Origin of the sequence: Kitasatospora purpeofusca, assembly GCF_036010405.1 — a bacterium.
Lineage (GTDB): Bacteria > Actinomycetota > Actinomycetes > Streptomycetales > Streptomycetaceae > Kitasatospora > Kitasatospora purpeofusca.
This window is the reverse complement of the sequence record NZ_CP108561.1, coordinates 8693937-8714665: the sequence shown is the minus strand read 5'-3', so window position 1 is coordinate 8714665 and position 20729 is coordinate 8693937. Positions and strand designations below refer to the sequence as shown.

Annotated in this window: 21 protein-coding genes; 14 read left to right on the top strand and 7 right to left on the bottom strand. The window is 73.5% G+C overall.

Annotation, left to right across the window (positions count from 1 at the left end; genetic code table 11):
• Positions 1-10 precede the first annotated feature (10 nt).
• From OG715_RS37935 to OG715_RS37920, 4 genes are all read left to right on the top strand, one after another.
• On the top strand, positions 11-958 hold the full coding sequence (locus OG715_RS37935; RefSeq protein WP_266272706.1) for an EamA family transporter: 948 nt from the start codon (positions 11-13) through the stop codon (positions 956-958).
• 73 nt (positions 959-1031) lie between these two features.
• The gene (locus OG715_RS37930; RefSeq protein WP_266272707.1) at positions 1032-1670 is read left to right on the top strand and encodes an NAD(P)-dependent oxidoreductase; all 639 of its coding nucleotides are present in this window, start codon (positions 1032-1034) and stop codon (positions 1668-1670) included.
• Positions 1671-1904: 234 nt separating this feature from the next.
• Positions 1905-3518: an alpha/beta hydrolase gene (locus OG715_RS37925; protein WP_266272708.1), complete on the top strand. Its 1614-nt coding sequence runs from the start codon at positions 1905-1907 to the stop codon at positions 3516-3518.
• 104 nt (positions 3519-3622) lie between these two features.
• Positions 3623-4612 carry a hypothetical protein gene (locus OG715_RS37920; RefSeq protein ID WP_266272709.1) on the top strand — a complete coding sequence of 330 codons (990 nt, stop codon included), beginning with the start codon at positions 3623-3625 and terminating at the stop codon, positions 4610-4612.
• A 165-nt stretch (positions 4613-4777) separates the two neighbouring features.
• On the opposite strand, the gene OG715_RS37915 is transcribed toward OG715_RS37920, so the two are convergent.
• The 3 genes from OG715_RS37915 to OG715_RS37905 all read right to left on the bottom strand — a co-directional run bounded on the left by OG715_RS37915 (position 4778) and on the right by OG715_RS37905 (position 8762).
• A complete protein-coding gene (locus OG715_RS37915) occupies positions 4778-5143 on the bottom strand; it encodes a hypothetical protein (protein ID WP_266272710.1) in 366 nt (121 codons plus the stop codon).
• 187 nt (positions 5144-5330) lie between these two features.
• Positions 5331-6233 carry a KPN_02809 family neutral zinc metallopeptidase gene (ypfJ, locus tag OG715_RS37910; RefSeq protein WP_266272711.1) on the bottom strand — a complete coding sequence of 301 codons (903 nt, stop codon included), beginning with the start codon at positions 6231-6233 and terminating at the stop codon, positions 5331-5333.
• A gap of 327 nt (positions 6234-6560) precedes the next feature.
• Positions 6561-8762, bottom strand: coding sequence for an elongation factor G (locus OG715_RS37905; RefSeq protein WP_266272712.1), 2202 nt, complete (start codon positions 8760-8762; stop codon positions 6561-6563).
• Positions 8763-9377: 615 nt separating this feature from the next.
• Between OG715_RS37905 and OG715_RS37900 the strand changes: the two genes are divergently transcribed.
• Both OG715_RS37900 and OG715_RS37895 read left to right on the top strand, forming a co-directional pair.
• Positions 9378-10163 carry a GNAT family N-acetyltransferase gene (locus tag OG715_RS37900; RefSeq protein ID WP_266272714.1) on the top strand — a complete coding sequence of 262 codons (786 nt, stop codon included), beginning with the start codon at positions 9378-9380 and terminating at the stop codon, positions 10161-10163.
• Between the two features lie 221 nt (positions 10164-10384).
• On the top strand, positions 10385-10696 hold the full coding sequence (locus OG715_RS37895; protein WP_266272715.1) for a hypothetical protein: 312 nt from the start codon (positions 10385-10387) through the stop codon (positions 10694-10696).
• A gap of 175 nt (positions 10697-10871) precedes the next feature.
• Here OG715_RS37895 and OG715_RS37890 read toward each other — a convergent pair whose 3' ends face one another.
• Both OG715_RS37890 and OG715_RS37885 read right to left on the bottom strand, forming a co-directional pair.
• Positions 10872-11771, bottom strand: a complete 900-nt coding sequence (locus tag OG715_RS37890; protein ID WP_266272716.1) for a spherulation-specific family 4 protein — start codon at positions 11769-11771, stop codon at positions 10872-10874.
• Positions 11772-11967: 196 nt separating this feature from the next.
• Positions 11968-12990, bottom strand: coding sequence for an EamA family transporter (locus OG715_RS37885; protein WP_266272717.1), 1023 nt, complete (start codon positions 12988-12990; stop codon positions 11968-11970).
• A gap of 47 nt (positions 12991-13037) precedes the next feature.
• Between OG715_RS37885 and OG715_RS37880 the strand changes: the two genes are divergently transcribed.
• The 6 genes from OG715_RS37880 (at position 13038) to OG715_RS37855 (ending at position 17307) form a co-directional block, all read left to right on the top strand.
• Positions 13038-13658: a MarR family winged helix-turn-helix transcriptional regulator gene (locus OG715_RS37880; RefSeq protein WP_266272718.1), complete on the top strand. Its 621-nt coding sequence runs from the start codon at positions 13038-13040 to the stop codon at positions 13656-13658.
• Positions 13659-13749: 91 nt separating this feature from the next.
• Positions 13750-14292: an AAA family ATPase gene (locus tag OG715_RS37875; RefSeq protein WP_266272719.1), complete on the top strand. Its 543-nt coding sequence runs from the start codon at positions 13750-13752 to the stop codon at positions 14290-14292.
• A 320-nt stretch (positions 14293-14612) separates the two neighbouring features.
• Complete coding sequence (locus OG715_RS37870) at positions 14613-14867, top strand: ribosomal protein L7/L12 (protein ID WP_266272720.1); 255 nt, start codon at positions 14613-14615, stop codon at positions 14865-14867.
• Between the two features lie 102 nt (positions 14868-14969).
• Entirely contained in the window at positions 14970-15737 is a 768-nt protein-coding gene (locus OG715_RS37865) for a class I SAM-dependent methyltransferase (protein WP_266272721.1), read from the top strand.
• An 81-nt stretch (positions 15738-15818) separates the two neighbouring features.
• A complete protein-coding gene (locus OG715_RS37860) occupies positions 15819-16520 on the top strand; it encodes an AAA family ATPase (RefSeq protein WP_266272723.1) in 702 nt (233 codons plus the stop codon).
• A 55-nt stretch (positions 16521-16575) separates the two neighbouring features.
• Positions 16576-17307 carry a ribonuclease H family protein gene (locus tag OG715_RS37855; RefSeq protein WP_266272724.1) on the top strand — a complete coding sequence of 244 codons (732 nt, stop codon included), beginning with the start codon at positions 16576-16578 and terminating at the stop codon, positions 17305-17307.
• Positions 17308-17373: 66 nt separating this feature from the next.
• On the opposite strand, the gene OG715_RS37850 is transcribed toward OG715_RS37855, so the two are convergent.
• The gene (locus OG715_RS37850; RefSeq protein ID WP_266272725.1) at positions 17374-17685 is read right to left on the bottom strand and encodes a hypothetical protein; all 312 of its coding nucleotides are present in this window, start codon (positions 17683-17685) and stop codon (positions 17374-17376) included.
• A gap of 105 nt (positions 17686-17790) precedes the next feature.
• Positions 17791-18174: a hypothetical protein gene (locus tag OG715_RS37845; protein WP_266272726.1), complete on the bottom strand. Its 384-nt coding sequence runs from the start codon at positions 18172-18174 to the stop codon at positions 17791-17793.
• Between the two features lie 453 nt (positions 18175-18627).
• On the opposite strand from OG715_RS37845, the gene OG715_RS37840 reads away from it, so the two are divergent.
• Both OG715_RS37840 and OG715_RS37835 read left to right on the top strand, forming a co-directional pair.
• Positions 18628-19314, top strand: coding sequence for a hypothetical protein (locus tag OG715_RS37840; RefSeq protein ID WP_266272727.1), 687 nt, complete (start codon positions 18628-18630; stop codon positions 19312-19314).
• A gap of 191 nt (positions 19315-19505) precedes the next feature.
• Complete coding sequence (locus OG715_RS37835) at positions 19506-20627, top strand: DUF4185 domain-containing protein (RefSeq protein ID WP_266272728.1); 1122 nt, start codon at positions 19506-19508, stop codon at positions 20625-20627.
• The last annotated feature ends 102 nt before the right edge of the window (positions 20628-20729 follow it).

Sequence of the window (20729 nt, the reverse complement as noted above, 5' to 3'; positions counted from 1 at the left end):
TATTGGCTTAGTGCTAAGGAATCGACTCGCCGTTGTGCTGCTGACTGCCGTGGCCCCAGCCATCTGGGGCTCCACCTACCTCGTCACCACCGAACTGCTGCCGCCGGGACGCCCGCTGCTCGCCGGCGTACTCCGCGCCCTGCCCGCCGGACTGCTGCTGATCGCCCTCACCCGCCGCCTCCCGAGCGGGAGTTGGTGGTGGCGCTCGCTCGTCCTCGGCGCCCTGAACATCGGCGCCTTCTTCGCCCTCCTCTTCGTCGCCGCCTACCGCCTTCCCGGCGGGGTCGCCGCCACCGTCGGCGCCGTGCAACCGCTGATCGCCGCCGGTCTCTCGGCCGCCCTGCTCGGCGACCGGCTCTCTCCCCGCACCCTCCTCTCCGGCATAGCCGGGGTGGCCGGCGTCAGCCTGCTGGTCCTGCGGGCCGGCGCCCAGTTGGACGCCCTCGGCATCGCGGCCGCACTGGGCGGCGCGGTGGTCATGGCGACCGGTGTCGTCCTCTCCAAGCGCTGGACGTCACCGGCACCACTGCTCGCCACCACCGGATGGCAGCTCACCGCCGGCGGCCTACTGCTGCTCCCGGTCGCCTTCCTGGTCGAGGGACCGCCCCCGTCCCACCTCACCGGCGCCAACCTGCTCGGCTACGGCTACCTGAGCCTCATCGGCGCGGCCGTCGCGTACGCGCTCTGGTTCCGCGGCATCCGTGCCCTCCCTCCGACCTCGGTCACCTTCCTCGGGCTGCTCAGCCCCGTGGTCGCCACCGCCCTCGGCTGGCTCGTCCTCGACCAGGACCTCTCGCCCGTCCAGGCCATCGGCGCGCTGATCGTGCTCGGCTCCCTCGTTGCCGCCCAGACCCAGCGTCCGCGCACCCCGTCCGGGACGGTGACCGGCCCGCCCCTCGGCGTACCCTCCGACCACAGCGGTCGACCGGCCAACGGCCGCACCCACCAGTCCGCCTGACCGGGCGGCCGCCCCACCTCCTTCCCTTCTCCCGGTTTCCGATCCGCCCGACCCGTCCCAAGGAGAATCACCCATGAACATCACCGTCTTCGGCGCGACCGGCAACGTCGGCAGCCGGGTCGTGGCCGAGGCCGTCGCCCGCGGCCACCAGGTCACCGCCGTGCTGCGCGACCCGCACCGCCCGCACCCGTTCCCCGCCGCCGTCCGGATCGCCACCGGGGACGCCCGCGACCCCGAGGACGTCCGCCGCCTCGCCGCCGGCCAGGACCTGCTGGTCACGGCCACCCGCCCGGCCCCCGGGCGGGAGGACGAACTGGCCGTCGCCACCAAGGGTCTGCTCTCCGGACTGGCCGGCGCCGGCGTCCGACTGCTGGTCGTCGGCGGCGCCGGAAGCCTCACCCTGCCCGGTGGCGACGGCGTCACCCTCGCCGACTCCCCGGACTTCCCCGCCGCCCTGCTGCCCATCGCCAACGCCTGCGGCGAGCAGCTCTCCCTCTACCTCGCCGAGACCGAGGTCGACTGGACCTACCTCAGCCCCTCCGCCCTCCTCGCGCCGGGCGAGCGCACCGGACTCTTCCGGCTCGGCCGCGACGAACTCCTCGTCGACGCCGACGGCAACTCGACCATCTCCATGGAGGACCTCGCCGTCGCCCTCCTCGACGAGGCCGAGCGGCCCGCCCACCGCCGCGCCCGCTTCACCGCCGGCTACTGAGTGCCGCCCACCGGCTTGCCTCCCCCCGCCCTCTCTGCCCGAAACACCCCGTCACCGACATGGCGGTACGTTTCGGGCGGAGTGGCACGGCGTCTCGTCAACTACCCGACGGGCCGGTCACCCTGGTGGATGTTCGGCTGTACCGGGCAACCGGGTCGGGGTGGTGCAGGCACCACCGCAAAGACGGGTGCGGGCCTGATCGACCACGATCGATCGAACCGTCAGGATCGTGCCATGACCACACGAGACCAGATCCGTACCGCCAGCACCCCCACCACCAGCACCCCCACCACCGGCGCCTCCACCCGCCGCGACCGCCGCACCACGCCCGGTGGGCGCACCGCCGCACTGCTCGCCCTCCTCGCCCTCGCCTCCACGACCGGCACCACCGGTGCCGTCGCGGCGCCCACCGCGGCGGCCGCCCCCGCCCGCTACTCCCACCAGCAACTCACCTGGCAGACCTGCGCGGAGGAGGCCGCGCTGGAGTGCGCCACCATGACCGCGCCCAGGGACTGGCACCATCCGGGCCGCGGACCGGACATCACCGTCGCGGTCTCCCGGCACCGCGCGACCGATCCGGCCCGGCGGATCGGCACCCTGATCACGGCCGCGGGCGGCCCCGGCGGCCAGGGGCTGCTCCGCCCGGCCGACCACGTGCGCAACGCACCCGCCCTCGGCGCCTCCTACGACATCATCGGTTTCGACCAGCGCGGCGTCGGCCGCAGCACCCGGGCCGTCTGCCAGACCCCCGAGGAGTTCCGCACCTTCTTCGCCGGGGACTTCCGCGACGACACGCCGGCCGACCGCGCCCGCGTGATCGCCAACTCGGCCGCCCTCGCCGCCGGCTGCGAGCAGCGCAGCGGCGGCCTGCTGCCCTTCCTGACCACCGAACAGACCGCCCGGGACATCGACCTGCTGCGCGCCCTCCTCGGCGAGCGCCGGATCAGCTACTACGGGCCGTCCTACGCCACGATGATCGGCGCCTACTACGCGACGCTCTTCCCGCACCGGATCGAGCGGATGGTGCTGGACAGCAACATCGGTTTCGACGGCACCTGGGAGCGGTTCCAGCTGGGCCAGCCGATGAGCTTCCAGCGGCGCTTCGAGGAGGACTTCCTGCCGTGGCTCGCCGCCCGCGACGCCACCTACCACTACGGCACGACCCCCGCCGAGGTGAAGGCCCGCTGGGAGGCCCGCCGTGCCGCGCTGCGCGAGCACCCGATCGTCGACGGCCAACTCACCCTCGGGCCGAACCAGTTGGACAACGGCACCATCCAGGGCATCTACCGCGAGAACAACGGCTTCACCCTGCTGGCCACCGCGCTGACCGCGCTCGACGACTGGCCGGCCGCCGACCCGGCCGCCCGCACCACGGCCCGGAGGGTCTTCGGCGACTACCTCAGCCCGGAGTTCCTGGCCGAATTCTTCGCCGTCACCTGCGGCGACACCCCCTGGACCCACGACCTCTCCCTCTGGGCCGCCCGGGGTGCCGAGAACGCCGCCCGCTGGCCGCTGGTCGGGGCCCGCACCCTCGCCTTCGCCGCCGTCTGCGCCTCCTGGCCGACCCCGCCCCCGACCGCGACCGCGCCCCGGGTCCGGGTCACCGGCGCGGGCCTGCCGCCCACCCTGATGCTCAACTCGGTGCACGACCCCGCGACGTACTACGAAGCCGCCCTCTCCGCCCACCGGGCCCTGCGCGGATCCCGCCTGGTGACCGTCGCCGACAACGGCGACCACGGCCAGTACCCCGGCCCCAACCCCTGCGTACGCAACGCCGTCGAGTCCTACCTCCTGACCGGCGTGACCCCCGCCGGCGACCTCACCTGCCCCACCGTCACCACGTCCTGACGCTCTCCCGGCCCTCCCCCCAGCCCCCTGCTAGTTTGTACCGACATCACCAACTGCTCTGATCGAAAAGGTACTTGTCCATCGTCCAAGGGGGGCTTGGAAAGATGCAACGACGTCCACTGTCCGTACTCCTCGCGGCCGTACTCGCACTGCTCGGCACAGCGGCACTCGCTCCGGCCGCGGCCTCAGCCGCGCCCGCCGCCACCGCACCCGCACCCGCACCCGCACCCGCACCCGCACCGACCAACAATCTCGACCCCGCGACCAATCCCACCCTCGCCGCCGGCTGGTCCGGCTGGCAGGACCTCGGCGGCTACGCACTCAGTGCCCCGACCGTGTCCTCCTGGGCTGCCGGCCGACTCGACCTGTTCGTCGTCGGCGGGGACAACGCCCTCTGGCACCGCTGGTACGACAACGGCACCTGGAATCCCTGGGAACCGCTCGGCGGCAACCTGACCGGCAACGTGTCCGCCGTCTCCTGGGGGCCGGGCCGCATCGACGTCGTCGGCGCCGATGCCAGCAGCTTCCACGTGGTTCACCGCTGGTACGACAACGGCACCTGGTACGCCTGGGAGGACCTCAGCGAAGGCCTGACGACGGTGAACCCGGCCGTCTCCTCCCAGGGCCTCGGCAAGGTCGACCTCTTCATCACCAATGGCGGGTCCCTGCTCCACCGCTCGTACAGCAACGGCGCCTGGACGCAGTGGGGAAGCATCGGCACCGAGGCCGTCAGCTCCCCGGCAGCCGTCTCCTGGGGCCCCGGCCGCATCGACGTCGTCGGCCGCGCCACCGACGGCCGACTGCGCCACAACTGGTACAGCAACGGGGCCTGGGCCGGTTGGGAGACCCTCTCCGCGCGGACCGACGGCAGGCCGGCGATCTCCTCCCGGGGGATCGGGCGCCTGGACGTCTTCGCCCCGATCGCCGACAACCACATCTGGCAACTCTCCTACGACTCCACCGGCTGGGACCAGTGGGACGACCTCGGGGGCGTCGGCCTTCCGACCGTGGGTGCCGTCTCCTGGGGCCCGTACCGGATCGACCTGTTCACCTTCGGCAAGCAGCAGCAGATCGAGCACGGATGGTACAGCTGACCACCCGGCGCGTCCCGACCCCGCCGCCAGGGCGCCGCTGACGGCGACCCCGATCGCGACCGCCGTCGCCGGATCTCCCCCCGGAGGACCCGGCGACGGCGCGCAGAGCCGGTGCGGGCAGCGGCCCGCCGATTCAGAGGCTCAGGAGGTCAGGAGCTCAGGGACTCAGGGGCGGTCCAGGGTGATGGAGTTGATCGGGCCGAGGTCGGCGTAAACGCCGGCCTGGGCGGCGATGTCGTAGCCGCAGCCGCCACCGTTGGAGCCGGTGCACAGGTGGGCGTGGGCCCCGCCGGACTGGTTGTTGAGCACCCAGTGCCAGCCGTACTGGTTGCGGAGGTTGTGGGGGCCGTAGCTGTAGAAGACATCGGTCGGCGGCCGGCTGGTGTCGGAGTCCTGGGGGTAGATGCAGACCGCCCCGTACGGACACCCGTCCCAGGAACCGTCGGCCGCCTGGGCGCCGGAGCTCCCCATCGTGGTGACGGCGGCCGCCGCGAGGGCGAGCGCGGCGAAGGTGTGCATGATCTTGCGCATAGTGGTTCTCTTCCAGTTGCCGGTCCGGCTCGGATTCGGCCGGTGTTCAGCAGCGTAGGAAGCCACCGCCCGCAGCGGTCCCTGACAGATGACAGGGTCGCCCGGGGCGGGACGCACCACCGGGAACGCGCCACCGGGAGTGCACAACTGGGAACGCAATGCCAGGAGTGCACGGCCGGGGCACGGGTCAGCTCGGCGTCGCGAAGGTGTCGCAACGGGCCGGGTCGCCGAAGCGGTAGCCGGCGGTGAACCAGGCCTTGCGCTGGTCCGAGGAACCGTGGGTCCAGCTGTCCGGGTCGATCCGGCCGGTCGACTGCTTCTGGATCCGGTCGTCGCCGACGGCCGCCGCCGCGTCCAGGCCCTGGGCGATGTCCTGATCGGTCAGGGTGCGGATCAGCGGCCGCCCGGTGGAGGCCTGCGGGGTGGTGGTGGCATGGTTCGCCCAGACACCGGCGTAGCAGTCCGCCTGGAGTTCGAGCTTCACCGAGGCGCTGTTGGCACCCTGCCGGTCGCGGCCGACCTTCTGCATGGTGCCGGTCAGGTTCTGGATGTGGTGCCCGTACTCGTGCGCGACGACGTAGGCCTCGGCGAACGGGCCGCCGGAGGCCCCGAAGCGGGTGGCCAGCTCGTCGAAGAAGCCGAGGTCGAAGTAGGCCCGCCGGTCGGCCAGGCAGTAGAACGGGCCGACCGCCGAGCTCGCCGCGCCGCAGCCGGTGGACACCCGTCCGGTGAACAGGACCGTCTCGGCGGGGCGGTAGGCCACACCGGACCGGGGCAGCTGTCCGCCCCAGTAGTCCTGGAGACTGTTGGTGACAGCGACGATCCGGCAGTCCTGGCGGCTGTTGGCGTCGGCACCGGTCCGGCAGACCTGTTGCACCTCACCCGCCGTCGTGCCCCGGCCGGACCCGGCACCCGTGTCTCCCGCGCCGTCGGAAAGCCCGAGGACGCTCGGGTCGACACCGAAGAGCACCGCGATCAGGACGGCGATCAGACCGGCCGCACCGCCCCCGACGGCGACCTTCCCGCCGGGGACGCGGCGCCGGTCGTCGACCTGCGAGGTGTCGAGGTCGCCCTGATCGTCGAACTGCATGCCTGCCGTCCCTGGTGGTGCCGACGGCGCCCCACGACGCCGGGCGGCCGACCTCGGCCGCCCGGCCACGCTAACCGCTCGATCTGCCGCCACCGAGGAGGGACGCGCAGGTCAGAGGCGGTTCCCCACCCTTCCCGGGCGGAGAACCGCCGAACGGACCGGCCGGCCCCAACCGATCCGCCACCCCCGGCCCGCCACCCCCGGCCCGCGAACACCCGCACGCCACCACCCGCACGCCACTCCGCCGGCGGTGCCGCCGGACCCGCCCCGAGGAGGGTCCGGCGGCCAGCCAGCCCACCGAGCCGCCTACCGACGACCGGCTACCGGCTACCGGGCGGCAGCCGGTGCCGGGGCGTACCCGGCCGGGCGGGTGGTGAACGTGCCCCGGCCCTGGGTGCGGCTGCGCAGCGCGGTCGCGTAGCCGAACAGCTCGGCCAGCGGCACGACCGCCGTCACCGCCGCCACCGCGCCGTGCGGGTCCGAGCCCTGGACCCGGCCCCGGCGCGCGGCGAGATCACCGAGGACCCCGCCCACCGCCTCCTGCGGCACGGTCACCGTCACCTCGACGACCGGTTCCAGCAGCACCATCCGGCAGGCGCGCAGCGCGTCCCGCAGCGCCGTCCGCCCGGCGGTGCGGAAGGCGAGGTCCGAGGAGTCCTTGCTGTGGGTGGCCCCGTCGGTCAGGGTGACCCTCAGGCCGGTGACCGGGTGGCCGCCCAGCGGGCCCTCGGCGAGTGCGTCCCGGCAGCCGGCCTCGACCGCCTGGACGTACTCCTTCGGCACCCGCCCGCCGGTCACGGTGGACGCGAACACGAAGCCCCCGCCCTCCTGCGCGCCGACCGGTCCGTCCAGCGGCGCCACGTCGATCACGACCTGGGCGAACTGGCCGGCGCCGCCGTCCTGCTTGACATGACGGTGGACGTGGCCGGTGACGCCGCGTTCGACCGTCTCCCGGTGGGCGACCTGCGGGCGACCGACGGTCACCTCCAGACCGTTGTGGTCACGGCGGATCTTCTCCACCGCCACCTCCAGGTGCAGTTCGCCCAGGCCCGAGAGCACTCGCTGCCCGGTCTCCGGATCGGTGCGGACGACCAGCGACGGATCCTCCTCCGCGAGCCGGGCCAGCGCGACCGCCAGCCGGTCGGTGTCGACCGAGCGCCGCGCCTCGACCGCTACCGTCACCACCGGCTCGGCGGTGACGGGTGGTTCGAGGACGAGCGGCGCGCCGGGCGCGCAGAGCGTGGCGCCCGTGCGCGCGGCCTTGACCCCGATCACCGCGACGATGTCCCCGGCGACCGCCGAGTCCGTCTCGGTGTGGCTGTCGGCCTGCACCCGCAGGATCCGGGCGATCCGTTCGGTACGGCCGGTCGTGGCGTCCAGCACGGTGTCCCCCTTTCGCAGTGTTCCGGTGTAGAGGCGCAGATAGGTCAGACGGCCGGAGGCGGTGACGTTCACCTTGAACACCAGCCCGGTGAGCGGCCCGGCGGGATCGGCGGCCCGCTCCAGCTCGGCACCCTCGGCGCCCTCCGCACCCGCCGCGCCCGCTGCACCACCGGAGCGCGCCGCACCACCGGAGCCCGCCGCACCCACGGCGGATCCGCGCACCGCGGGGACGTCCAGCGGTGAGGGCAGGTAGGCCGTGACGGCGGCCAGCAGCGGTTCGACACCTCGGTTGCGGTAGGCCGATCCGCACAGCACGACCACGGCCTCACCGCTGTGGGTGAGGTCCCGGAGCGCGGCGGCCAGGGTCGCCGTGGAGAGTGCCGCGTGCTCGTAGTACTCCTCCAGTGCGACCGGATGGAGCCCGGCCACGGCCTCGTCCAGCCGTCGGCGCCGGTGCTCGGCCTCGGCCCGGAGCTCCTCCGGTACCGGCCCCTCCCGCAGGCCGTCCCGACCCGGTCCGTCGTCCCAGGTCAGGGCACGCATCGTCAGCAGGTCGACGACGCCGGTGAAGTCGCCCTCCCGCCCGACGGGCAGTTGGACGGCGAGCGGGACCGGGTGCAGCCGTTCCCGGATGGAGGCGACGGCCGCGTCCAGATCGGCGCCGGCCCGGTCCATCTTGTTGACGAAGGCGATCCGGGGCACGCCGTGCCGGTCGGCCTGGCGCCAGACGCTCTCGCTCTGCGGCTCCACCCCGGCGACGGCGTCGAACACCGCGACCGCCCCGTCCAGCACCCGCAGCGAGCGTTCGACCTCGTCGGCGAAGTCGACGTGCCCGGGGGTGTCGATGAGGTTGATCCGATGGCCGTCCCAGAGGCAGCTGACGGCGGCGGCGAAGATGGTGATGCCGCGTTCGCGCTCCTGCGGGTGGCAATCGGTGACGGTGGTCCCGTCATGGACCTCGCCGCGCTTGTGGGTCTCGCCGGCCAGGAAGAGGATCCGCTCGGTGACGGTGGTCTTGCCCGCGTCCACGTGGGCCAGGATGCCAAGGTTGCGGACGGTGGTGATGCCGGCCAGGACGGCGGCTGCAGCAGCGGAAGTGCTGGTGGTGGTGACGGCGTTGTGCGTACGGCGGACGTCGGTGCGCATGGCCCGGTGCCTTTCGAGGTGGAACGAGGTGCTGGGGCAGCGCGATTGCGGCGACGACGCGCCCGGCCCGGCCGGCCCCACCCCGTCCGCTCCACCTACGAACCCGCCGCACCACCGCACCACCACCACACCACCCCGATCAATACGGGCATGCGGGCGGTCGGGCACCCGAACACACGGAACCCAGGACACACAGGGCCCAAGGCACTCGGACGGGCAGGAGGAGACAGGAAGGCAGAAGAGCCGGAAGGCGGCGGACGACCGAAGGGGTGACCCGAGGTCAGCGGTGCGTCGCGCGGATCCGGTGCCGGCCGCGCAGCGGGCACCGGAGGGACGAGGACACCAGGATCACCTCGTACCGGGACGAGGGGACGACGGCAGCGGTGCGGTGTCGCACGACCGGTCCTCCCTCTGCTCATCACGGCGCGCACCGCCACCGGAACCACGGCGGTGCGTCTCTGGAGGCCGAGTGTAGGGACCGGAACGCCCCCGGGTCACGTGGTTTTCCCGGTTCGCCCTCACGCCGGCCGAGAAGGCACCGACCCTGTGACAGCCGGGTCCTGATTTCGCAACAGCACCGCGTACACACCGATCGGGACACCTAGGCTCCGCCGCATGAGTCTTTCAACGACCGACGTCGCCGCCGCCGGTGCGGCCTGGGTGTGGAAGCCGGACGACGCCGAGGTGGTCGAAACCGCCGAGTACACGATCCTGCGACTGCCCGAGCATGTCGCCTTCGACCTCTCGGTGGTCTCCTTCACCCCGACCGGACCGCTCCCCGCAGCCGTCGACGCCGTCCTCGACCGGGCCCGCGCCTTCGGGCCGCCGATCCTGGACTGGCAGGTGCTGGTCGGCTCCCCGGCCGGTCTGGCCGCCGAACTCGCGGCACGGGGCGGGCGGGTGAAGCTCGGCCTGGAGCTCCTGGCCTCGGACCTGAGCGGGGGCGCGCCCCCGCTGCGGCCCCCGACGGTGGACGTGTCGCTCCGCTGGGCGACGGACCTCGCGACGGCCCGGGACGCGGCGGCGGTCGAGGTCACCGGGTTCGGCGGCGCGCTCCCGCCCGAGGAGCGGATCGAAGCGACCGCGGCGAAGGTCGCCAAGGCCCTTCCGGCCGGCGAGGGCGGCACGGTCGTCGCCTACGTGGACGGTGAACCGGCCGGTTGCGGCGGCGTCTCGATCGTGGACGGGGTCGCACGGCTGACGGGCGGCGTGGTCGCACCGCCCTGGCGGGGCCGGGGCGTCTACCGGGCGGTGCTCGCAGCCCGGCTCTCCTACGCGGCGACGCACGGCGCGACGATGGCCCTGGTCAAGGCCAACAGCACCACGTCCGGCCCGATCCTGCGCAGGACCGGCTTCACGGCCTTCGGACCGGAACCCGTCTACGCCGTCCCCCTGCACTGAGACCCCGCACCCGTCGCAGCCGCGTCCCCGAACGGAGCCACCCGAACGGAACCAGCCGAACAGAACCGCTTCCGAACAGAACCGCCCCCGAACGGAACCGCCCCACGCCTCCCGCGCGTCGAAGCGCGTGTGCGTACGCACCGGCCGCCCGCCGCAGCTGCGCGGAGACGACAGAGACGGCAGGGTCGGCGGAGTCGGCGGAATCCGGGGAGGCTCTCCAGATGTTGATCCCACTCGTCCTGCTGATCGCCGGCGTCGGCCTGGTCCTCATGGGCGTCGACAAGCTGAACAGTGCGGAGCCGACCTGCTACGGCCGGCCCATGTCACCCGGCGACGTCTGCCACGTCCAGGTGAAGGGCTCCTTCGGTGACGGCATGCCGGAGCCTCACGACACGACCTACCAGGAGCAGTTGGACGGTCTGACCAGCGGCGGCTGGACGGCGATCGGCTTCGGCGCCGTCCTGCTGGCACTCGCGGTCGTGATCACGATCTCCTGGACCGTCACCGCCGCCCGTCGGGACCGGGAGTACTGAGGCCCGACCGCGCTCCGCTCCACCCCTCCACGCCTCCACGCCGCCCCCACGTCGCCCCTCCACGCCGTACCCGGCCGTTCCCGCAGGGGCACGAATACCCCTGCGGGAACGGCCGGACCGGCCGGACCGGCGACCGACCGAAGCAGCCTCGACCGGGCCGGCCGACCGGCGCCCGTCAGCCCTTCGCGGCCGCGTACGCGGTCTCGGCGGCGAAGCCCCAGCCCGGGGCGTCGTCCCAGGGCACCAGCAGCGCGTCGTCCGTGGCGTAGACGTAGCCGGCGCCCCGGGTGAAGGCGGCGTCGAGGGCGGTGCGCATCGCGGCGCGGTCCGGGGTGTCGTACACCAGGTGCCAGAAGGCCGTGCCGCTGGCGTCGAGGGCCGCGCCGGAGTAGTAGCCCGCCGTGGCGTTGAAGACGTTGCCGCCCAACCAGGCGCCGGTGTAGTCGTCGTAGTCGCCCTCGAAGGTCACGAAGATGTCGGCCGTGCGGTGGCCGGGTTCGAGGTAGCAGTCGGCGACGGCGGTGCCGGGGTTGTTCACCACCAGGTCCTGGACCTGCGGGGCGACGGCGTAGACGGTCTCCTGGACGTAGCGGCGCAGGTCCGCGTAGTAGTCGCGGGCGGTGTTGCCCGGGCCGCAGTCGCGCCCGGTCTGGTCGAAGAAGATGCCGTCGACGTGCAGCCGGTGGTCGGCCGTCCTGAGGTAGTTGTCGACGACCGCGCGCACGGCGGACGGCGGGAGCGAGCCGTGGCCCGTGTCGACGTAGCCCAGCACCCGGGTGGCGGTGCCGTGCGCGGTGACCCCGGCGCGCAGCGCGTCGGCCTGCGCCTGCCAGGCCGCGTCGAAGGGGGCGTAGCCGTTGGACGGGTTGAGGACGACGATCGACGGTGCCGGGCGGGCGCTCGCCGCAGCGGTCAGCATGGGCTCGCCGGGCAGGACGTAGGCCGGAACGGCGACCTCCAGACCGTGGGGTCTTTCGGCGGTCGCCGCGTCGGCCCCGCTGGGGGACGCCAGCGCGGCTACGGTGAGCGCCACGCCGGCCAGCAGGACGGGCAGGGTCTTGGTGAACGAACGCATCGGGTCCCTTGCTCGCAGAAGACGGGAAAACCGGAGGGGGCTCCCCCGCGGCGCCCGGGCACGGTCCGTCCAGCCCCTCGCGCCCCGTCCCCTCCACCCGCCCCGGCCGGGTCGGGCGCTCCCATTCCTACCGGTCCGATCCGCACCAGGTGGCCAACTTCTGGTGAACGCAGGGAAGTTCGCGCAAGCACCGACGTCACTCGGGAGCATCCCGAACACTCCTGCCACCACTGCCACCACCGTCACCGGCGCCGCCCCCTCCCCCTCCGGCCACACCCGCCGCCGCGACACGCCCGAGCGGGCCACCCCCCGGGCGGCCCTCCGAAACACCCTCCACAACACCCTCCGGAGCACCCCCCGAGCCACCCCCCGCACCGCCACGCGGGCGGCCGAGCGCGACCCCCGCCAGCACCAGCAGCAGTCCGGCGAACTGCGGCGGGCCGAGCCGTTCGCCCGCCACCACCGTGCCGAGCAGCACACCGGTCAGCGGGTTGAGCAGCCCCAGCAGCCCGACCGTGCCCGCCGGCAGCCGGCGCAGGCCCGTGAACCAGGCGGCGAAGGCCAGCGCGGTCGCCACCACCGCGACATAGCCGAAGGCCGCCAGCTCCCGCCCGGCGGGCACCGCGGGCCCGCCCTCGAACACCGAGGCCAGGGGCAGCAGGACCAGTCCGCCCGCCAGCAGCTGCCAGCCGGTGGTGGCGAGGACGTCCGCCCCCTCGCGCCACCGGGTGGCCAGGACGTAGCCGAGCGAGGAGACCAGCATCGCCGCCGCCGAGGCGGCCAGGCCCGGCAGGCTGACCGGTTCGCTCCTGGTCAGCAGCATCAGCGCGACACCGGCCAGGCCGGCCAGGGCGCCGAGCAGGTGCGCCCGGGCGGGGCGGGCGGCGGTCAGCACCCAGGCCAGGAGCAGCATCGCGAGCGGCGAGGCCGCCATCACGGTGGAGGCGACGCTGGTGGCCAGGGACTGCGAGGCGATGTAGAGCAGGACGAAGAATCCCGCCGTGTTGAGCAGTCCGAGGACGGCCGTCCGCCACCACCAGGCCCCTCGCGGTCGGCGCGGGCGCAGCGCGAGCAGCAGCAGTCCGGCGGGCAGGGCCCGCAGGGCGGCTCCCCAGAGCGGGCGGTCCGCCGGGAGGAACTCGCGGGTGACGTAGTAGTTCGCGCCCCACGCCACCGGCGCGACGGCGGTCAGCAGCACCCACCGAAAACTGGCTTCCATGGAAGACAATATACCTTCCACAGAAGCTACTGCGCTAGGGTGGAGCCATGGCACCCACCCCCACCGGCCCCGCCACCCCCACCGGCCCTGCCAACCCCACGGCAACCACCCCCGCGACCACTGCCACCGCAGCAACCGACACCGCGCCCCCCGACCATGTGGCGACCATCCAGGCCGAGTGGCGCCGGGAACGGCCCGACCTCGACGTCTCCCCGCAGGCGGTGATCGGACGCCTGCACCGCCTGTCCGGCCGGCTGACCGAGGAGCTCTGCCTGGTCTACGGCCGCTACGGCCTCGGCGAGGGCGAGTTCGACGTCCTCGCCGCACTCCGCCGGGCGGGCGCGCCGTTCGAGCGGGCCCCCGGGGAGCTCGCCGCCCACACCATGGTCACCACCGGCGCCATGACCAAGCGGGTCGACCGACTGGAACGGGCGGGCCTGGTCACCCGCCGCCGCAGCGAGACCGACGGCCGGGGCCGGGTGGTGGCCCTCACCGAGGCCGGCCGACGGCTCTTCGACGAGGCGTTCACGGCCCACATGCGCAACGAGCACCGCCTGCTGAGCGTCCTCACCCCCGAGGAGGCCTCCGCCCTGGAGCTCCTGCTCACGACCTGGCAGCAGCGCCTCGACCACCCCGAGCCGCCCCAGGCCGGACACCCTCACCCCTGAGGAACCGCCCCACCCGGCGACTGGGATCACCGGCCCCGGCCAAGCCCGGCCCGGCCCGGCCCGGCCAGGTGTCCGACGATAGGGTCGTCGGATGGTCACAGTGCTGGTCAACGGACTTCCCGGAGCGGGGAAGACCACGCTCGCGCGAGCCCTGGCTGCCGAGATGGGCCTTCCGCTCTTCAGCAAGGACGCGATCAAGGAAACCCTGGCGGACACGCTGGCGGGCCTTCGGACGCCGGAGTGTCCCGACCACGAGTGGAGCCGGATCCTGGGCGTTGCCGCCGGCGAGACCCTGTGGACGCTGCTCGGCGACGCGCGGGGCGGGGCCGTTCTGGAGAGCCCCTGGTTGGCCCACCTGCGACCGATCGTGAAGGCCGGCCTTCTACGCGCGGGCGTGGCGGAAGTGCGTGAGGTCTGGTGCGAGGTACCGCTGAACGTGGCCCGCCGCCGGTTCGCCGAGCGCATGGCCGAACGGCACCCGGTGCACCCCGAACGCCTCGGCGGCTTCGGCGGGGACTGGGAGTTGTGGTCCCGCAGTGGCGAGCCGCTCGGACTGGGAATCGTCCACCGCGTGGACACCACCGGCCCGGTCGACGTTCCGGCGCTGGCCGCTGCCCTTTCCCGTCTCGGATGAGCCGGTCCGTGGGTAGTCCTGTGACCTGCGGCGACCATATCCATCGAGACGTCGGGCAGAGCGGAAGAGGATCTTGAGAGTGGTGGGCCCACGCGCGGTCGGTCCGGGAGGTCATGGAGACCTTTGCTGAGGTCGAGGTGGTCAACAGTCCGGATGTCGTCGAGCGGGCCGACTTGGATCTGCCCGGAGTCGACATCGACGAGCCGACCGGACCGTCGGAGACGGGACAAGCGTTCTCGCATCCACCGCCGACAAAATGCCCGCGAATCATCGGACGTCCGTTCTAAGCTGCTGTCCAACCCTTGGACCGAGGAGGCACCTTGGCGGACGAGTACTTCGTGCTGATCTGCGACAACGTGCCCACCGCAGTGGTTCTGACCGACTTCGGACCCCAGGTGATCGAGGTCGTGAAGGTGCTTCGTCGGCGGACCGGGCTGAGCCTGTGGCAGAGCCGGTCCCTCCTGGATCGTCTTCCGGCGACCATCCTCGAAGACGTTTCGGAGGACCTGGCCGAAGCCACGGTCTGCGAACTCCTCGAAGTAGGGGCCAAGGCTGAAGTGCGGCGACAGGCGTAGCCGCTGAACACATTCGCGACAGGGCCACCAGGCACCGCTGGAGCAGGCGGGCGGAGCCGCGCTCAACGAGCTTCATCACCTTGACGACCAAAGGGTGGGTAAATGTCCGAGTTCTCCGTGCGGGATTTCTACGACGAGTTGGCCCGCGACTACCACCTGATGTTCCGGGACTGGGACGCGAGTGTGGCGCATCAGGCCGAGGTGCTGGGCGAGTTGGTCCGCCAAGGTCTTGGGCCCGGGGCGCAGCGGGTGCTGGACTGCTCGTGCGGGATCGGCACCCAGGCGATCGGCCTGGCCTCGGCCGGGCATCGGGTCGTCGGCAGTGACCTCAGTCCGGCCGCCGCCGCACGGGCCTCGGCCGAGGCGGCGGCCAGGGGCGGCCGGCTTCCGACCGCCGCGGCGGACATGCGCCGACTGCCGTTCGCGGACGGGGCCTTCGACGCGGTCGTCTGCGCGGACAACTCGCTGCCGCACCTGCTCTCCGGCGAGGACCTCGGGGCGGCGCTCCTCGGTATGAGGCGGGTCCTCCGGGACGACGGGCTGCTGATGGTCACCGTCCGGGACTACGACGAGGCGCGGCGGGCCAGACCCGCCGCGACGCCTCCGCAGGTCTCGGAGACGAACGACGGGAAGGTGGTCACCTTCCAGCTCTGGCAGTGGCACGAGGACGGTGAGCGCTACGACCTGGAACACTTCCAGCTCGTCCCCGCGAAGGGCACCTGGGACGTCCGGATCCGCAGGACCACCTACTGGGCGCTGACGCGCTCGCAGTTGACGGAGTTCGTGGCCGGGGCCGGATTCACCGACATCACCTGGCACAGCCCGGAGTCCAGCGGCTACTACCAGCCCGTGCTCACCGCCCGGGCGTGACGGACCGGTGAAGCGGTGGACCGGCGGGCGGGCGGGGAAATCCGGATGATCCGGCCGGATCCCGCACGATAGTGTCATCGGATGCCGAAACGGACCTGGGAACTCGTACTGCTCGGTGGCGCCTCCGGCGTCGGGAAGAGTGCGGCGGCCGCCCGGATCGCCGGGGCGACGGGCGCCTTCGTCGTGGAGTTCGACGACGTGGTCGCCGCCCTCCAGGAGCTCACCACCGCCGAACAGCACCCGGCGCTGCACCATTTCGACGGTCCGACCGCGCCCGAGCGGCCGGAGGACACCTGGCCGCCCGAACGCGTGCTGGAGCTCCAGATCGCCACCGCCGAGGCGCTGGAACCGGCCGCGCTGGGCGTGGTGCGCAACCGGCTGACCGTCCCCGTCCCGGCCGTGATCGAGGGCGACTACCTCACCCCCGCCGTCTGCGCCCGGGCGGTCGCCCTCGGGCGGGCGACGGGCCGGGACGTCCGGGCGGTGTTCCTGCACGACGGCGACGCGGAGCGGATCGCCGCCAACTACGCGGCGCGCGAACCGGCGGGCGGCGACCGGACCGGGCGCGCCGAGGTAGGCGCCCGGTACTCGCACTGGCTCGCCGACGAGGCCCGCCGGAACGGCCTCCCGGTGGTCGACTGCCGCCCGTGGAACACGCTCGCGGACCGCCTGGACGCCGCTCCGGACGCCGCGCCGAGCGGCACTCCGCACGCCGCACCGGACGCCGCACCGGACGCCGCGGCGGCCGACGGGACCGGAGTGCCCTCGCGGCGGGCGCCGTAGCCCACGCGGCCCGCCGTGGTCCGGGGGACACCTCCCGTCCTGGCATGATCGCCGTATGAACGACCGAATCATTGCCGCCTGTGACGGGGCGGCCAAGGGAAACCCGGGCCCGGCGGCCTGGGCCTACGTGGTGGCGGACAGCGCCGGGGTGCCGCAGCGCTGGCAGGCCGGACCGCTGGGTCACAGCACCAACAACGTGGGCGAACTCACCGCGCTGGAGCGGCTGCTGGCCGCCACGGACGCCGCCGTGCCGCTGGAGGTCCGGCTGGACAGCACCTACACCCGTGATTCGGTCACCAAGTGGCTGAAGGGCTGGAAGCGCAACGGCTGGAAGACCGCCGCGGGCAAGCCGGTCGCCAACCAGGAGCTGATCCAGCGGATCGACGAGCTGCTGGACGGGCGGGACGTCACCTTCGTCTATGTGCCCGCCCACCAGGTGGACGGCGACCCCCTCAACGCCGTCGCCGACAAGGCCGCCAGTGACGCCGCCCGCACCCAGGAGGCCGCCGGCGGGACGGCCGCCGACCTCCCCGTGCCGGACCCTGCCGCGAGCAGCCCCGCCCGCGGGGGAGCCTCGCGCGGCGGCGCGGCCCGGAGCGGAGCCCGGAGCGCTGGTACCGCCTCCCCGGCCGCGGCGAAACGCCGGTCCTCGGGCGGCGCTCCGACGCTGTCCGCGCGCTTCCCCGGCACCTGCCCGTGCTCGCGGCCCTACGCCAAGGGGGACAAGATCACCAAGGTGGGCGGCGGTTGGGGCCACCCCGAGTGCGCGACGGCCGCGCAGGACTGAGTTCCCGCGCCCGGGCCGATCCCAGGGTCGGCCCGGGCGCCTCAGGCAGCGTCCGGCCCGGGCGCCTCAGGCAGCGTCGGCCGTCCGCCGCTCCGCGCGGCGGGCCCGGAGCCAGCCGAGGGCGGCGACCAGTCCGACCGTGCCGCCGACGCCGATCTTCACGGCGCCCTCGGCGACCAGCCAGCCGAGGCCGGGAGCCGTCCACCCCAGCCCGTGCAGGACGAGCAGCAGCACCAGCGCGCCACAGACCGCGGCGAGGACGGTGACCAGCACGGCCAGGCCGGTCGACAGTTCGCGCTCCTCCGGCTCCGGATCGCGGTCCTCGGTCGTCAGCCCCCGGGCCTCCGGCGCCGGGTCGTTCGTTCCCCCAGTGTTCATGGGGTGAGTCTAACGACGGTCCGACCGGCGCAGTCCCCGCCGATCGGCCGTTCCCAGCACACCCGGCCCCCGCCGATCGGCCCTCCGACGAGGACTTCCCCGGTGTCAGCGCCGGGCGTGGTGGGTGTCCCCGGAGTGCTCGCCGGTCTCCCGGTCGGGGAAGCTGACGGCGAGGGTGACCCGGTACTCGAAGACGTCGTCACGATGGCCGGGGACGCGCGCCCAGGCCAGCGAGTGCACCTCGGCCTCGGGTGCCTGTCGGCACCAGGCGGCGGCCTCCTCCAGGGCGCGGGCCGCCGACCGCCCGGTGCACACCACCGCGGTGTACGCGGCCACCGCGAGGTCCCCCCCGCTCCGGCCGCCCCGGGACGCGGCCCGGACCGCGGCTGCCGCATGGGTGAGGTCGCGGGCGAGGTCGTCGACGACTCTCGGCGGCGCGGGCAGCGCGGCCGGGGCCTCGACCACGGTCTCCGGCAGGTTGGTGCTCATTGTCAGGGCCTCCGTCCCTCAGGTGTCCCACTGGTCGCGCGACCCGCCCCGTCCCGGGATCCGCCTGATCACGGGCTCAGGATGCCGGGCCGCCGTTCCTGGCATGACCACTTTCACCAGAACGTCACCCGTCCGGGGAAGACGCCCTCCGGTCCTCGACAGCGACCCGACCGCACTGGTATGGAGGGGTTCCGCATCCGGCCTGGTCAGTCGGTCGGCCGAGGGCGCCGCCGGGAGCCCGGCCGCACGTTCGCGTACCACCCCCGTGCCCCGGACCGCCGTTCCGGCCTCCGGAGGCGCCGGCTCCGCGCCCGTGACCGGGTTGCCCCGGCGCCCGTGACCGGGTTGTCCAACTCCCGTAGCCGGAACGGGAAATATCAGCCCCTTCCCGGCCGTAGGATCCTGCCACCACGCAGTCCGCCGCACCGGTGGACGACCATCGGAGGGGGTTCCATGGACCGCAGGACACCGATCTCGGCCGGCCGCCGGTACACCTGGCTGCCCGCGCTGGCCCTCGCGGCCGTCGCGGTGGCCGGCTGCTCGTCCTCGGGCGGCGGATCCACCTCGGCCTCCGCCCCGCCGAGCAGCGTCGGCACCGCCGCGGCGCCCGCCACCGGCACGGCCCCCGGCACCCCGAACAGCCCGGTGGCCACCACCCCCGCCGCACCGCCCTCGGCCACGCCGGCACCGACTCCCACGGCCGCCACCACCCCGGCCGGCACCACCAAGCGCCCCGCGGACGCCTGCACCCTCCTCACCTCCCCGCAGGTCGTCGCCGCCGTCGGCACCGCCGGCCCGTTCAGGGGCACCCACCCCGACAAGGTGGACGGCAAGGAGGTCTGGGGCTGCACCTGGGGCTCCCCGCAGTCCTACGTCCACATCCGGGAGACCTCCCCCACCGTCCTCGCCGGACTGAGGACCAACCCGGACTACAAGCTCACCCCGCTCCCGGGCGTCGGCGAGGAGGCCTACCTGGTCGAGCGCAAGGACGGCTTCCGACCCGAGGTGTACTTCGTCTCCTCCGGACACCTCTACTCCATCGCGGTGGTCAAGGACCGGAGCCCGGACGACGAGGTCAACTCCCCGGCCGAGGCGGCGGCCGCGAGCGGGCTCGCCCTCGCCCTGTCCAAGCTGGTCTAGGGCACACCGGGGGCAACTCGGAGGCGCACCGCCCCCGGTCTACTCAGTTCGGGTGAAGGTCCGTCCACCGACCGATGCGGCGAGCGCCCCGCGCCCTAGGGTCGGTGACGGACCGTCACCGTCACCACCCGGATGTCCGCGGTCCGTTCGCAGCCGCGGGAACGCGGCTCTCCGGAAGGGCCATCGGCACTGTGACACATGCATCGGACGAACACGGAGCGGCCACCGGCGGCCCCTCCCGCCGCGAGCTCCTGAGGATCGGCCTCGGGGTCGCGGTGGGGGCGGGAGCCATCGGTGCGGGCGCCCCGGCGGCCGTCGCCAACGGCCCGTACGACCCCACCAGCCCGACGATCACGGTCAAGGTGAAGAACCTCAGCGGCCCGGCCGAGACCGGGCAGTTCGGGGCCCCGTGGACGGACCTGGGCATCCCCGTCCGCTGCCCCGCCGGCAGCATGCTCTTCGTCTGCGGCGACACCTTCGGCGGCGCAGAGGTGGGCGCGCCCGACTGGAACGCCCCGGTCGGCCTGCGTTCCAGCAGCGCGGACCTCGGCAACCTCCGCATCGACGACGTCGTCCGCGGCGCCCACGGCATCAGCCTGGTCGAGGAGCCGCACAACCCGGTCGGCGACACCGCGCACACCACGGCGATCCCGTCCGACGCCTTCGTCGTCGACGGGGTGATGTACATGCACCTCATGCGCGGCGTCATCTACGACACCCACCACACCGACTTCTGGCGCTCCACCGACAACGGCCGGACCTGGGAGTACCTCTGCCAGTGGCCGGGGGACCTGCACGGCGGACAGTTCCAGCAGAAGACCTACGCCGTGGCCGGCGACGGCTACTGCTACGTCCTGTCCACGGTCTTCAACCGCGACGTGCCGTCGGGCATGCTGCTGCACCGGGTGCGGCAGGACCGCCTCGGCGAGCCGGACGCCTACGAGCCGTGGGGCTACGACGGCGGCTGGCGGTGGGGCGCGCGCCCGACGACCGTCTTCGGTACCCGTAAGTGGGGCGAGCTGTGCTTCCGCGCCATGGACGGCAAGTACGTCCTCACCTGGCTGAACACGGACCCGCTGTCGATCAGGGCGATGGTCTTCCCGCTCCCGACCTCGGACCTGACCAGGACACTGGAGCAGACCATGATCCTCCCCGGCGCCCCGGGCCAGGAGGTCGGCAACCTGGTCGCCGCCCCGTACGGCGGGTTCGTCGTCCCCGGCTCCACGTTCGGCAACTTCCACATCGTCGTCAGCCAGTGGTACGACCCGACGAACTACCGGATCATGCAGTACCGCAGCGCCCTGCTGTCCTGACCGGGGATCGGCAACCGGGAATCGGGAACCGGGGACCGGCGTCCAGGCACCGGGGAGCCGGCGCCGGGTCCCGCCCGGGGCGCCGCCGCCCGGCGCAGTGCG